The 14195-nt window shown below is 71.5% G+C and carries 11 protein-coding genes; 8 read left to right on the top strand and 3 right to left on the bottom strand.

The window, feature by feature from the left end:
* Window positions 1-19 precede the first annotated feature (19 nt).
* The 5 genes from ACIBQ1_RS53575 to ACIBQ1_RS53555 all read left to right on the top strand — a co-directional run bounded on the left by ACIBQ1_RS53575 (window position 20) and on the right by ACIBQ1_RS53555 (window position 7728).
* On the top strand, window positions 20-1135 hold the full coding sequence (locus ACIBQ1_RS53575) for a glycosyltransferase family 4 protein (RefSeq protein ID WP_397290313.1): 1116 nt from the start codon (window positions 20-22) through the stop codon (window positions 1133-1135).
* A gap of 20 nt (window positions 1136-1155) precedes the next feature.
* Window positions 1156-2247, top strand: coding sequence for a sugar phosphate nucleotidyltransferase (locus ACIBQ1_RS53570; RefSeq protein ID WP_397290311.1), 1092 nt, complete (start codon window positions 1156-1158; stop codon window positions 2245-2247).
* Window positions 2248-2313: 66 nt separating this feature from the next.
* A complete protein-coding gene (locus tag ACIBQ1_RS53565; protein WP_397290372.1) occupies window positions 2314-3207 on the top strand; it encodes a DNA-3-methyladenine glycosylase family protein in 894 nt (297 codons plus the stop codon).
* A gap of 57 nt (window positions 3208-3264) precedes the next feature.
* On the top strand, window positions 3265-5898 hold the full coding sequence (locus ACIBQ1_RS53560; RefSeq protein ID WP_397290309.1) for a bifunctional FO biosynthesis protein CofGH: 2634 nt from the start codon (window positions 3265-3267) through the stop codon (window positions 5896-5898).
* An 81-nt stretch (window positions 5899-5979) separates the two neighbouring features.
* Window positions 5980-7728: a substrate-binding and VWA domain-containing protein gene (locus ACIBQ1_RS53555; RefSeq protein WP_397290307.1), complete on the top strand. Its 1749-nt coding sequence runs from the start codon at window positions 5980-5982 to the stop codon at window positions 7726-7728.
* Window positions 7729-7760: 32 nt separating this feature from the next.
* Here ACIBQ1_RS53555 and ACIBQ1_RS53550 read toward each other — a convergent pair whose 3' ends face one another.
* The 3 genes from ACIBQ1_RS53550 to cofD all read right to left on the bottom strand — a co-directional run bounded on the left by ACIBQ1_RS53550 (window position 7761) and on the right by cofD (window position 10811).
* Complete coding sequence (locus ACIBQ1_RS53550; protein WP_355370955.1) at window positions 7761-8498, bottom strand: lytic polysaccharide monooxygenase; 738 nt, start codon at window positions 8496-8498, stop codon at window positions 7761-7763.
* Window positions 8499-8598: 100 nt separating this feature from the next.
* On the bottom strand, window positions 8599-9876 hold the full coding sequence (locus ACIBQ1_RS53545) for a coenzyme F420-0:L-glutamate ligase (RefSeq protein WP_397290305.1): 1278 nt from the start codon (window positions 9874-9876) through the stop codon (window positions 8599-8601).
* Window positions 9873-10811, bottom strand: coding sequence for a 2-phospho-L-lactate transferase (cofD, locus tag ACIBQ1_RS53540; protein ID WP_397290303.1), 939 nt, complete (start codon window positions 10809-10811; stop codon window positions 9873-9875). Before cofD ends, ACIBQ1_RS53545 begins: the two co-directional genes overlap by 4 nt.
* Before the next feature lie 180 nt (window positions 10812-10991).
* Here cofD and ACIBQ1_RS53535 point away from each other — a divergent pair, with 180 nt between their 5' ends.
* The 3 genes from ACIBQ1_RS53535 (at window position 10992) to ACIBQ1_RS53525 (ending at window position 14059) form a co-directional block, all read left to right on the top strand.
* Window positions 10992-13196 carry a hypothetical protein gene (locus ACIBQ1_RS53535; protein ID WP_397290301.1) on the top strand — a complete coding sequence of 735 codons (2205 nt, stop codon included), beginning with the start codon at window positions 10992-10994 and terminating at the stop codon, window positions 13194-13196.
* 317 nt (window positions 13197-13513) lie between these two features.
* On the top strand, window positions 13514-13774 hold the full coding sequence (locus tag ACIBQ1_RS53530) for a WhiB family transcriptional regulator (protein WP_020546325.1): 261 nt from the start codon (window positions 13514-13516) through the stop codon (window positions 13772-13774).
* Window positions 13775-13888: 114 nt separating this feature from the next.
* On the top strand, window positions 13889-14059 hold the full coding sequence (locus ACIBQ1_RS53525) for a hypothetical protein (RefSeq protein ID WP_397290299.1): 171 nt from the start codon (window positions 13889-13891) through the stop codon (window positions 14057-14059).
* Window positions 14060-14195 lie beyond the last annotated feature (136 nt).

Raw genomic sequence — 14195 nt, 5'->3', positions numbered from 1 at the left:
GAGGGGAGAAGATCACGTAATGCCTCGAGTGCTCGTCGACGCGGCGGCGGTCCCCGCGGACCGCGGCGCGTTGATCAGATACGTGGACGGGCTCGTGGCCGCGCTCGACCGGGCCGGAGCGGACCTCGCGGTGGTCTGCCAGCGCTCCGAAGCCGAGCGATACCGGCGCCTCGCGCCCTCGGCCCTGGTCCTCCCGGGGCCCGTGGCGATCTCCAACAGGGCCGCCCGGCTCGCCTGGGAGCAGACCGGCCTCCCGCTGCTCGCCCGTCAGGCGGGGGCGGACGTCATCCACGCCCCCTACTACTCCATCCCGCTCGGCTCGGGCCTGCCGACCGTGGTGACGGTCCACGACGCCACCTGGTTCACCGAGCCCGACCAGCACGGTGCGCGGGCCTCGTTCTTCCGCTCCGCCACCCGTACGGCGGTGCGCCACGCCAAGCGGGTGATCGTGCCCTCCAAGGCGACCAGGGACGAGCTCGTCCGCGTGCTCGCCGCCGACCCCACCCGCATCGACGTCGCCTACCACGGGGTCGACCTGGGGCAGTTCCACCCGCCGACCGAGGACGAGATCCGCCGGGTCGCCCTGCGGTGCGGGCTGCACGGCCAGCCCTATGTGGCGTTCCTGGGCGCGCTCGACCCCCGTAAGAACGTTCCCAACCTCATCCGCGGCTTCGCCGCCGCAGCGAAAATCCTGGAGGAGCCGCCCGCGCTGGTGATCGGCGGCGGCGTCCACGAGGACGACGTCGACGCCGCCTGCCGGGAGGTCGAGGCCACGGTCAGGGTCGTCCGGCCCGGCTATCTTCGCGTGCCCGACCTGCCCGGGTTCTTGGGCGGCGCGCTCGTGGTGGCCTTCCCGTCGCGCGGCGAGGGGTTCGGGCTGCCGGTGCTGGAGGCCATGGCCTGCGGCGCGCCGGTCCTGACGACGCATCGCACGTCTCTGCCAGAGGTCGGCGGCGACGCCGTGGCCTACACTGAGCCCGACGCCGACAGCATCGCCGCGGCGCTCGGACACCTCCTGGGCTCCTCCGCCAGGAGGCGGCAGCTGCAGGAGGCGGGGCTGGCGAGAGCACGCGAGTTCACCTGGGGCGCCTCGGCCGAGGCGCATCTCAGCTCTTATCAACGCGCGATCGAATAGTTCGGTAACCTCACGGAGTGATGGAGAGCTCTTTGCCAGACCTCGAGGCGATCCTCCTGGTCGGGGGGCAGGGCACGCGCCTGCGTCCGCTGACACTGGGCACGCCGAAACCGCTGCTGCCGACCGCTGGGGTGCCGTTCCTGGCCCACCAACTCGCCCGTGCGCGATCTTTCGGCGTCCGCCGGATCGTGTTCGCCACCTCCTACAAGGCCTCCATGTTCGAGCCCGCCTTCGGCGACGGGGCGGCGTTCGGGCTCTCACTCGAATACATCACCGAGGAAACGCCGCTGGGCACCGGCGGCGCGATCCGCAACGCCGCGGAAGCGCTCACGGCGGGCCCCTCCGACCCGGTGCTCATCCTCAACGGGGACATCCTCTCCGGCCACGACATCGGCGATCAGGTACGCGCTCACCTGGCACGACATGCGGCTGTAACGCTCCATTTGACAGAAGTCGACGATCCCTCCCGCTTCGGGTGCGTGCCGACCGACGAGACGGGGCGGGTGACGGCCTTCCTGGAGAAGACGCCCAACCCGGTCACCAACCGGATCAACGCCGGCTGCTACGTGTTCACCCGGTCGGTGATCGACTCGATCCCCCGGGACGAGGTCGTGTCGGTGGAGCGCGAGACGTTCCCCGGGCTGATCGAGGCGGGCGAGCTGGTGCTGGGCTATGCCGACCGCACCTACTGGCTCGACGTGGGCACGCCCACGGCTTACGTGCGGGGGTCGCGCGACCTGGTGCTGGGGCGGCTGGCGTCGCCCGCGCTGCCCGGCCCGACCGGGGAGTTCCTCGCGCTGGAGGGCGCTCGGATCTCGTCCGAGGCCAAGGTGCAGGGCGGCACGGCGGTCGGCGCGCGGGTCGTGGTCGAGGCCGGGGCGACGGTGGCCGGCTCGGTGCTGACGGACGACTGCGTCATCGAGGCGGGCGCCGTCGTGACGGACTCCGTGGTGGGCCGGGGCGCGCGGGTCTGCGCGGGCACGGTCGTGGGCGACGCGGTGATCGGCGACGGAGCCATCGTGGGGCCGGGCAACGAGCTGCAGAACGGCGTGCGCATCTGGCCGGGGGTGGAGCTGCCCGAGCGCGCGGTGCGTTATTCCAGCGACGTCTGAGCCTCTGCCCGCGCCGCCGCGGCCCCGGTCGGGACAGCCGGGCGGTGGCGGCAGACTGGACGGGTGATGGAGCGCAGGTGGGTGCCCGAGGGGCCGCTGGACGTGGGGCTGGCGTTGCAGCCGCACAAGCGCGGCGGCGGGGATCCCACCTGGCGCCGGAGCGGTGACGGGGCCGTGTGGCGCACGACCAGGACTCCCGACGGGCCGTGCACGCTGCGGGTGGGCGTCAAGGCCGGGTGCGTGCACGGGCAGGCGTGGGGGCCGGGGGCGGACTGGGCCCTGGAGGCGCTGCCGGGGTTGCTGGGGGCTTTCGACGACACTTCCGGCTTTGTTGCCAAGCATGATGTTTTGGCGGAGGTTGTCCGGAAAAATCCGGGCTTGCGGATCGGGCGTACCGGGCGGGTCATGGAGGCCCTCGTACCGGCCGTGCTGGAGCAGAAGGTGGTCGGGCAGGAGGCGTGGCGGGCCTGGCGGTGGCTGCTCAACCGGTACGGCGAGCCCGCGCCCGGGCCCGCGCCCGAGGGGATGCGGGTCGTGCCCGAGACCGTGGTGTGGCGGCAGATCCCCAGCTGGCACTGGCACCGCGCGGGCGCGGAGGCCGTACGCGCCCGGACGATCGCGAACGCCGCCTGGCACGCCGACAAGCTGGAGGCCGCCGCGACCACCGAGGAGCTCGACCGGCTGCTGCGGGCGCTGCCCGGGATCGGGGTGTGGACGTCGGCCGAGGTGCGCCAGCGCGCGCTGGGCGACCCGGACGCGGTGAGCGTCGGCGACTTCCATCTGGCCAAGCTCGTCGGGTACGCCCTGACCGGGGAGAAGACCGACGATCCGGGGATGTTGCGGCTGCTGGAGCCGTACCGGGGGCATCGGCACCGCGCCACGGTGCTGGTCTGGCTCACCGGCCTGCGCCCGCCCGCCCGCGGGCCCCGGATGTCCGTACGCGACTACCGGGCCTTCTGACCTGCGGGCCGCCCCCTGGGTGCGGGCGGCGAACTCAGCCGTCGGTACTGTGCCCGTATGAGTCTCGTCAGTGATTCCGCGCTCCGCCGGGCACTCGCGCGTGCCCGGGACGGCAAGGCCCTCGACGTCACGGAGGTGACCGTCCTCCTGCACGCCCGGGGCGAGCACCTCGACACCCTGCTCGAACACGCCTCCCGCGTACGCGACGCCGGTCTGCGGGCGGTCGGCCGTGAGGGGATCATCACCTACAGCAAGAAGGTGTTCATCCCGTTGACCCGGCTCTGCCGGGACCGATGTGGTTACTGCACCTTTGCGACCGCGCCGAACAAGCTGCCCGCGCCGTTCCTGAGCCCTGACGAGGTGCTGGAGATCGCCCGGCAGGGGGCGGCCATGGGGTGCAAGGAGGCGCTGTTCACGCTGGGGGACCGGCCGGAGGACCGCTGGCACCAGGCGCGCTCCTGGCTCGACGCGCACGGCTACGACGACACCTTGTCTTACGTGCGGGCCATGGCGATCAGGGTGCTGGAGGAGACCGGGCTGCTGCCGCACCTCAACCCGGGGGTGCTGACCTGGCGTGACCTGCAGCGCCTCAAGCCCGTCGCGCCGTCCATGGGGATGATGCTGGAGACGACGTCGCAGCGGCTCTTCGAGGAGAAGGGGCAGGCCCATTACGGCTCGCCGGACAAGGATCCGGCGGTACGCCTGCGCGTCCTGGAGGACGCCGGACGGACGAACGTGCCCTTCACCACCGGCATCCTGATCGGCATCGGCGAGACCGTCGAGGACCGCGCCGAGTCGATCTTTGCGATCCGGCGGGTGGCGCGCGAGTACGGCGGGATCCAGGAAGTCATCGTCCAGAACTTCCGCGCCAAGCCCGACACGGCGATGCGCGGGCTGCCCGACGCCTCCCTGGAGGAACTGGCGGCCACCATCGCGGTCGCGCGCCTCGTGCTCGGGCCCCGGGTCCGCATCCAGGCGCCGCCCAACCTGGTGGACTCCGAGTACGCGCTGATGATCCGGGCGGGCATCGACGACTGGGGCGGGGTCTCGCCGCTCACCCCCGACCACGTGAACCCCGAGCGGCCGTGGCCGCAGATCTCCCTCCTGGAGGCCCGCACCGCCGAGTCCGGGTTCGAGCTCCGCGAGCGGCTGACGATCTATCCCGAGTACGTGGTGGCCGGGGAGCCGTGGCTGGACCCCCGGCTGTTCGCCCACGTGGCCGCCCTGGCGGACCCCGCCACGGGGCTCGCCCGGCCGGACGCGGCCCTGCGCGGATTGCCGTGGCAGGAGCCGGACGGCGGGTTCGCGTCGTCGGGGCGGGTGGACCTGCACGTGGAGGTGGACACGTCGGGACGCACGCACGATCGGCGGGACGACTTCGACCACGTCTACGGCGACTGGACCGCCCTCCGCGACCGCCTCACCCCCACCTCACCCGACGACACCACACCGACCGACGCGCCGCCGCCCACCCCACGCCCCGAAACGGGGCTGGCGGGTGTGGTGTCGTCCGGGGCGGGGACGCCGGGTGAGGTGCGTCAGGCGTTGCGGCGGGCGGCGGCCGACCCGGCGGGTCTGAGCGACGCCGAGGCCGTGGCGTTGCTGGCAGCCGAAGGGGAGGCGCTCGACGAACTGGCCGCCATCGCCGACGACCTCCGGCGCCAGGCCGTGGGCGACGAGGTCACCTACGTCGTCAACAGGAACATCAACTTCACCAACGTGTGCTACACCGGCTGCCGCTTCTGCGCCTTCGCCCAGCGCAGGACGGACGCCGACGCGTACACCCTGAGCCTCGACCAGGTGGCGGACCGGGCGCAGGAGGCGTGGGACGCGGGCGCGACCGAGGTGTGCATGCAGGGCGGCATCCACCCCGACCTCCCCGGCACCGCGTACTTCGACCTGGCCAGGGCGGTCAAGGAGCGGACGCCCGGGATGCACGTGCACGCGTTCTCCCCCATGGAGGTCATCAACGGGGCGAGCCGCACCGACATGTCCATCCGGGCGTGGCTGGAGGCGGCCAAGGAGGCCGGGGTCGACTCGCTGCCCGGGACGGCGGCCGAGATCCTGGACGACGACGTCAGGTGGGTGCTGACCAAGGGGAAGCTGCCCGCGCAGGAGTGGGTGGAGGTCATCACGACGGCCCACGAAGTGGGCATCCCGACCACGTCCACCATGATGTACGGGCACGTCGACAACCACCTGCACTGGGTCAGGCACATCAAGCTGATCCGCAGCCTCCAGGAGCGGACCGGCGGGTTCTCCGAGTTCGTGCTGCTGCCGTTCGTGCACACCAGCGCCCCCATCTACCTGGCGGGGATCGCCCGTCCGGGCCCCACGGCGCAGGAGAACCGGGCCGTGCACGCGCTCGCCAGGATCCTCCTGCACGGCGCGATCAAGAACATCCAGTGCTCCTGGGTGAAGCTCCGCGACGACCTGTGCCGCCAGGTGCTCCAGGGCGGCGTGAACGACCTCGGCGGCACCCTCATGGAGGAGACCATCAGCCGCATGGCGGGCTCGGAGAACGGCTCGTACAAGACGATCAGCGAGGTGCGCGAGATGGTCGAGGTCACCGGCAGGCCGGTCAGGCAGCGCACCACCGAGTACGGCGCCCCCGCGGACGAGCGGCTCGCGGCGTCCGCGGCCAGCGACGGCGTGTGCAAGAGCGTCAGGCGGGTCCTGCCGATGGCGTAGTTATAACATGTTCTAACAAGGCTTGCGCCCGCTATGGGAGGCGCTGGGAGAATCGTCACTCCCCTGGGAGAGAGGTTCACCGTGCGGTTGGGTCGGCACCGCGCTGCGCTGCCCGCCGAGCAGCGACGCAGGAAGGCTTTCCAGCGAGGCATGCTGGCGGGCCTCACCGCCGTGGCCATCGTGGCCGCCGGTCTCGTCGTGGTGTTCGGCAGTGGCGGCGTGCTGTGCAGCACACGAGAGCCTGTTCTGGTCAGCGTCGCGGCCGCGGTCGACGTGGCCCCGGCGGTCATGGAGGCCGCTGGGCGCTTCAACGAGACGAAGACCTCCGTGGGCGGCCGGTGCGTGCTGGTCCAGGTGACCGAGCAGCCGCCGGCCACCGTCCTGCGCACGCTGATCGGCGACCGCGCGGGCGTCCTACGCGAGCGGCCCGACGGGTGGATCGCGGACTCGTCGGCCTGGATCAGGCTGGCCCGCCAGCAGGGCGCGAACGCGCTGCCCGCCGGTGAGAGCGTGGTGGCGACGTCACCGCTGGTGTTCGCGACCCGCTCGTCGCTGGCCCAGCGCTTCTCCGTGGGCAAGACCGAGATGAACTGGCGGATGGTCTTCCCCGCGACCGTGCGCGGGCGGCTGACGCCCAACGCGAACGAACCGGACGTCGTGCGCGTCCCCGACCCGTCGCTGGCGGGGGCGGGCATCGCGACGGTGGCCGCCGCCAGGGACGTCGTCGGCACGGGTCCGACGGCGGACAGGGCGCTGACCGCGTTCGTACGGTGGGCGCAGGCCGGCTCCGCCCCCGACTACCGCAGCATGCTGGCGGCGGTCGACGACCACACGTTCTGGCAGCGCCCGGTCGTCATCGTCCCCGAGCAGTCGGTCTGGAACCACAACCTGCGCCCCTCCTCCGACCCGGTCGTCGCGCTGCACCCGCGCGAGGGCACGATCAACCTCGACTACCCGTACGTCGTCACCGCCGGCGACCCTACGGTGGCCGAGGCGTCCACGGTCTTTGCCGACTGGCTGAAGGGCCCGCAGGCGCAGGAGATCGTCCGGCGGGCCGGGTTCAGGTCGGGCGACGGCACCCAGGGCCCGATCTCGCCGGGGCCGCAGATCCCCTCGTCGACCCCGAAGACCAGGTCGTCGGTGTCGCCGCAGGACATCGACGAGGCGCTGCGGGCCTGGAGCCGGCTGGCCCCGCCGACGAACATCCTCGTCCTGGCCGACACCTCCAAGCACATGGCCGAGCCGCTGAACGGCAGCACCAGGATCAGGATCGCGCTGGACGCGGCCAAGATCGGGCTGCAGCTCTTCCCCGAGTCGACGCACATGGGCCTGTGGGAGTTCGCCGGGAAGGTGGGCGGGGTCAAGTCGTACCGGGAGCGGGTCGGGCTCGGCCCGATCAACGAGCCCCAGACCGGGCAGGTGGTCCGCAAGAGCCGCCTCGCCGAGCTGACCGGCACGATCACCGCCCATCCCAGCCTGGACAGCTCGCTCTACGACGCGATACTCGGCGGCTTCCGCAAGGTCACCAGCGAGTACCGCGAGGAGATGAACAACTCGCTCCTGGTGATCACGGCCGGCAAGGACGACGGCAAGGGCACGAAGCTGCCGGAGCTCCTCGACAAGCTGCGGCACGAGTGGAACCCCGACAAGCCCGTACAGATCATCATCATCGCCTTCGGCAAGGGCGTCGATCACGACAGCCTGTCGCAGATCACGGCCGCCACCAACGGCTCGCTGCACGAGGCCCAGGAGCCGGGGGAGATCATCGACGTCTTCCTCTCCGCCCTGGCCCGCCGCCTCTGCCACCCCACCTGCAAGCCGAACCCATGAGAAAGGGGGCGCTCCGGGCGCCCCCTTTCCGGTTAGACGCGCTGCCAGAGCGCCGGGACGTTGGGCGGCTCCCAGCCGGCCAGCGCCGTGTGGGCCTGGATGCAGCGGTAGGTGACGCCGTTGTAGGTGACGGTGTTGCCGACCGCGTACGCGGTGCCGGCCTTCCACGTGCCCGAAGGCGTCGTGGGGGTCGGCGTCGGGGTCGGGGTGGGGGTCGGCGTGACGGTCGGGGTGGGCGTGGGCGTCGGGTTGCCGCCGCCACCGCCGATCTGCAGGTCGATGCAGGAGTAGAAGGCGTTGACGGTGTCGGAGATGTTCCAGATCGCCAGGACCTTCTGCCGGCCCGAGTAGCCGGACAGGTTGACCGTGTGCGAGACCGTCGCGGGCGGCTGCTGGCCGTTGCCGTTGAAGACGGCCACCCGCGTGTTGCCGATGTAGTACTCGTAGTTGAGCGTGGCGTGCCTGGCGGTGAACGTCCAGTTGAAGGTCACCGTGGTGCCCACCTGGGCGACCGGCCACGGCTTGCTCTCGTCGCTGAGCTGCGCGAACTGCGACAGGTTGGCGTGGCAGTTGCGCAGGCCCTTCGGACCTTCGACGCTCTGCGGCTCGTAGATGATGTTGCCGCAGTTGGGCACCTTGCCCTGGGCGCAGTTGGCCTGGCGGCTGGGTGGGGAGTTGACGTAGCCGTGCGCGAACGCCGGCGCCGTGTTGAACACCGTGGTGGCGACGGCGATCACCACCACGGCGACTAACGTGAGCATCCTTCTCATGAAGTGGGCTCCTTTACATGGGGGGATGCTCCAAATGTAAAGGAAACTTTCCTAACGGTAAACGCCTGCCTGACCAGCGGTTCCGGTCGCGGTCAGGCGGTCAGCGAGTGACGATGAAGTCGTCCGGGTCGCGGGGCGCGCGGTCACGCGGCGGGGCGGCCGCGTGCCCGACGGCCACGCAGCCCATCGGGTCCCAGGATCCGGGCAGGTCGAGCACCTCGCGGACGACCGGGCGGCAGAACATCGTGGACGACACCCACGCCGAGCCCAGCCCCTCGACGGCGAGCTGGATGAGGAGGTTCTCCACCCCCGCGCCGGTCGCCACGACGAACATCTCCCGCTCCGACGCGTTGCGCCGATCGTCCCGGTACGTGTGGGAGCCCTCCATCACCAGGCACGGCACGATCAGATAGGGCGCGTTGCGCAGCACGTCGCCCCGCTTGATCCGCTTGGCGATCGACTGCTCGGTGAACCCGTCGCCGCGCAGATCCTCGATCCACGCGTCGCGCATGGCGTCGAGCAGCTTGGTGCGCGTCTGCGCCGACTCGACCAGCACGAACCGCCACGGAGTCGTGTGGTGCGGCGCGGGCGCGGCGATGCCCGCCGCCACCGCCCTGCGGACCTTCTCCGGGTCGACCGGCCGGTCCGAGAACTCCCTGATGGTACGGCGGGCGAACACGACGTCCCGCGACCCGTAGCGGAACAGGTCGTCGTCGGCCCCCCGCACCAGCGGCCTGACCCCGGGCCCGTCGTCCTCGGTGACCAGGTGGGACAGCCCGCGCACGATCGCCACCGGGACTCCGGCGAGCTTGCCCTTGACCAGCTCGGCCGCGCCCGCGATCTCGTCGGCCAGCGCGGTGACGGTGGCGCTGAGCTCGTTGCCGTAGCCGTCGGAGGCGCCGCGGAAGTCGTCGAGCGGACGCACGCCCGCCACGCCGATGGCCACGTCGGTGAGCCCGTGGCGCCACGGCCGGCCGAACGTGTCGGAGACGATCACGCCCGCGCGCACGGCCAGGCCCTTCCTGATGCGCCTGGCCGAGGCGTCGGAGTCTTCGGGGAGCAGGAGCACGGTGCCCGGCTCGGTGTTGGAGGCGTCGACCCCGGCGGCGGCCATGACGAAGCCGTGGCGGGTCTGGGAGATCACGGTGTCGCCCCGCCTGGCCACCACGCGCTCGGTCTCGTCCTGGATGGCCTGGGAGCGGTCGGGCGCCCGGCGGACGCGGCCCTCGGCCTTGCTCACGATCTTGGACGTGACGACCACGATGTCGCCGTCGCGCAGGTCCGCGTGCTTGAGCAGCGCCGCGACGTCGTCCCCGGACCGCACCTCGCCGATGCCCTCGACGGCGATCACCTCGAAGCGCGGCGGAGCGGCGGTCATCGGGCGAGCTCCTGGGCCAGGTCGAGCGCGGTGCGGGCGATGCCGGCGGCGGCGTCGGCGTCGTGCATGAGGATCGGCCGGGCGATCACGCGCACGCCGTCGAGCACGACCCCTTCGTCCTCCTCCGCCACCAGCCACCCGTCGATCAGCTCCGGGCCGTACAGCTCCAGCACGGCCTGCGCGGTCGTCTCCACCCCGATGGCGGTCAGGCACGCGTCGGCCATGCCCCTGACGGGCGCGCCGCCGATGATGGGCGAGACCCCGACCACCGTCTTGGCCAGCAGGGCGTCGCGGATGCCGGGGATCTGCAGGATCGTGCCGATGCTGACGACCGGGTTGGACGGCGGCAGGATCACCACGTCGGCCTGCTCGATCGCGTCGAGCACGCCCGGCGCGGGCTTGGCCGTGTCGGCCCCCACCAGCGCGAACGACTGCGCCGGGACCGAGGCGCGCAGGCGCACCCACCACTCCTGGAAGTGGATGGCGCGCTTGCCGTTCTCGTCCTCGATCACCACGTGGGTCTCGCAGCGGTCGTCGGTCATCGGCAGCAGCCGCACGCCGGGCTGCCACCGCGCGCACAGCGCCTGCGTGATCTGGGACAGCGGGTAGCCGGCCTCCAGCATCTGCGAGCGCACGATGTGGGTGGCGAAGTCGCGGTCGCCGAGCCCGAACCACTGCGGCTCCACGCCGTACGCGGCCAGCTCCTCCTTGACGACGTGGGACTCCTTGGCGCGCCCCCAGCCCTGCTCCTCGTCGATGCCGTTGCCCAGGGTGTACATCACGGTGTCGAGGTCGGGGCAGACCCGCAGGCCGAACAGGGTGATGTCGTCACCCGTGTTGCCGATGACGGTGATGGTTGCGTCTGGCGCGGCCGTGCGCAGGCCGCGCAGGAAACGGGCGCCGCCGATGCCGCCCGCGAGTGACACGATGTGCATGCCGCCAGTCTTCCACCGGGCCCTGACAACCCCATCTCGGGAGTGGTTTTACCCCACTTGTTATGAGAGAAGTGCCAGGTAGTGGCCGAATCGGGACGTAGGAGGTTCCTGGGACTCCCGCCACCCGAGTCGGTCATGTGGCAAACTCCCTTCGGGCCAAAGGGTCCGATGGGGGTACTTGTGAGCAAATTTGACGTCGCCCGGCTGAAGGAGCCGGGCGCATGGATCATGCTCGTCCTCGGCTTGCTGACCGTGCTGCTGACGATCGGCGACGTCCTGGTCGGCTCGCCCGCGCTGTCCCTGACCAGGCGCGCGGCGGCGAACGTCCTGGACCTGACGAACCCCGTCGTGACGGCGCTGCTGCTCGGAGCCGTGCTGCTGGTCACCAAGGTCGGCGAACCGTCGCCCAAGGCCAAGCCGATCATGTACGGGTCGGCGGTCGGGCTGGTGCTGGCCACGGTGTTCGGCATGCTGTCGCTGCTCCTCGGCCTGCTCGCCGGGCTCGGGGGCTGGCCGACGGTACGGCTGGTGCTCCTCGGCGTGCCCGCCATCGCCTTGACCGCCGTCGCGCTGGTGTACCTGCTCCCGCAGATCCTGCCGGAGCGGCCCGTCGCGCAGGTCTACCAGCCCCAGTTCGGCCAGCAGGCGCCCTGGCAGCAGCCCCAGCAGTTCGGCCAGCCTGAGCAGGCTCAGCAGTTCGGGCAACCCGAGCAGCCGCAGCAGTTCGGCCAGCCTGACCAGTCGCAGGCGGGCTCCGGTTTCGGTCAGCAGGAGCAGGCTCCCGGCTTCGGCCAGTCCCCTTACGGCCAGCAGCCGCCCTCGGGCGCGTACGACCCGCAGCCCGGCACGCAACCGGGCTACGCCCAGCAGCCGCCGTCCGGCCAGCAGCCCGGCTACGGCCAGCAGCCTCCTTCCGGGCAGTACGGCCAGCAACCCCCTTCGGGCCAGTACGGCCAGCAGCCCCCGAGCTTCGGCGGCCAGCCCGAGCCCCAGGCCGCGCAACCGGACTACCAGGCCGCCGCGCAGCAGCAGCCCGAGACATACCAGCAGCCCGTGATCAGAGGCGCCCTGCCCGCAGCCCCCTCGGACCGGAGCCAGCCCGACCAGCCCTACACCCCGCCGGGCTTCGGCTCGCCGGACCAGGGTCAGCCCGACCAGGCTTATGCCCCGCAGAGCTTCGGTTCGGCGGACCAGGGTCAGCCTGACCAGGCTTACGTCCCCCAGAGCTTCGGGTCAGGGGACCAGGGCCAGCAGGAGCAGCCCTACGCCCCGCAGAGCTTCGGTCTGCCGGAGCAGAGTCAGCCTGACCAGGCTTATGCCCCGCAGAGCTTCGGTTCGGGAGACCAGGGCCGGCCGGACCAGGCCTATGCTCCCCAGAGCTTCGGCTTGGGAGACCAGGGTCAGCCCGATCAGGCTTACGCCCCCCAGAGCTTCGGCTCGCCGGAGCAGGGCCGGCCGGACCAGGCCCACTCCCCGCAGGGCTTCGCCCCGTCGGCCTACGCCCCCGCAGACACGGCCCCCTCGGGCCAGGAGTACTCCACCCCGCCGGCCGTCGAGTACCAGCCGGCCCCGTACGTCCCCGCCGACAGCCAGCCGAGCCTCTACGGCCAGCCCAGCCCCAACCCCTACGCGCCGCCCGGGACCGACCAGCCCAGCCCGTACGCGCCGCCCGCGGACCAGCAGCACAGTCCGTACGCCCCGCCCGCGGACCGCCCGAACCCGTACGCGCCCCAGGAGGCCGCGCCCAACGCGTTCGCCGACCAGGCGTTCCCGACGCCGGCGGGCGACACCGCCCCGAGCGTCCCCTATCCGCCGGCCCCCGAACAGCAGCAGCAGTCGTACTTCGGCCAGAGCGCCTTCGACCAGCAGGGCGGCCAGCCGTTCACGGGTTACTCGGGCCGCGAGTACGCCACCCCGGCCGCGTACCAGGAGCCGGACCCGCCCGTGGACCCGCGGTCCCAGCAGCTCATGGACGCCTACCAGCAGGCGGAGACGTACTCCACGGCCCAGCACTCGGCGCCCCAGCACTCCACGGCTCAGCACTCCACCGTCGGCACCCAGCCCGAGCTGCGCGTGCCCGACTACTCCGGCCAGCCGTCCCAGCCGTCCCGGTCGTACGACGACCCGTTCGGCCACCCGCAGCAGCCCCAGGCGCCCCAGCAGCCGCAGCCGGGCGGATACGAGCCTCAGCAGGGCCAGTACCGGCCGACCCACCAGGCGCCGCAACAGCAGCAGCAGCCTTGGCCGCACCAGCAGGCGGAGGCCGTCGGCGACGCGACGATGAGGCTCGACTCCGCTCCCTTCGGCAGCGGCTACGGCGCCCGCCCGGGAGACGACCCCATCGACCCGACGGCCATATACACCCCCAACGAGCCCCGCAGGTAACGGACCGGTAATGAACGACTAGAGAGAAGGTGGGCCCTGGGCGGGTGTCTATCCCGCCCTGGTACGGTTCGGACCGCTGACAGGTTGAACGAGCCTTCTGACGCCGCGTGCAAAAGGGTGTCGGCCGGGCGTGAACATCACATGCCAAGCACACCGGGGCGAGCTCTGGTCTTTCCCCGGATAGCTGCATGCCGCTTGACGTCAGCTACAGCACACGCGTGTAATTACAACCATGTTGTTACGCCTTCCGATGGGTGGGTAATAAGGAAGGCGTCCATGGGGGGCTCCATTGCGGGCGGGCGGCAGGGAGGTGTGCAGTGACCGATCCGGTCATCGCACAGGATCAGCTTGACGCTGAAGAACTCGGCTGGCAGGAGCGCGCGTTGTGCGCGCAGACGGATCCGGAGGCGTTCTTCCCGGAGAAGGGCGGCTCCACCAGAGAGGCCAAGAAGGTCTGCCGATCGTGCGAGGTCCGTGCCGAGTGTCTTGAATACGCACTCGAGCACGATGAGCGGTTCGGCATCTGGGGTGGGCTGTCCGAGCGGGAGCGCAGACGGATCAAGCGCCAGGCCGTTTAGGTATATGGGCGGAAGGGTCACGCGGTCGATCGCGTGACCCTTTTCGCATCTCCTGTCCCCCTTTCACAGGTATGGTGGGCGCGCCTGCTCAACCCCCCTCAGGAGCATCCGCCCATGTCACGTCCCTACGTCACCGCGATCGTCGTCGCTCACGACGGCGCGCGCCGGCTGGGGGAGACGCTGCGCGCCCTGGTGAACCAGCGGACCGCGTGGCCGGCGTCGACAACAGCAGCAGGGACGGCTCGGCCGACCTGCTCGCCCAGGCGTTCGGCCGCGGCAACCTGATCTCCCTGCCGCGCTCCACCGGCTTCGGCGGTGAGGGCTTCCAGCCCCTCGCGCTCCCCGGCCCTTGCGCGTCCGGCAAACACGGATTTCCCCGTGACCTACGGAGACGGACGATCCAGACGAATTCCGGGTGTCG

This window comes from Nonomuraea sp. NPDC050153 (assembly GCF_044460125.1).
In the GTDB taxonomy this organism is placed as follows: domain Bacteria; phylum Actinomycetota; class Actinomycetes; order Streptosporangiales; family Streptosporangiaceae; genus Nonomuraea.
The sequence above is the reverse complement of the archived record's forward strand: the minus strand, read 5'-3'. Positions and strand labels throughout refer to the sequence as shown.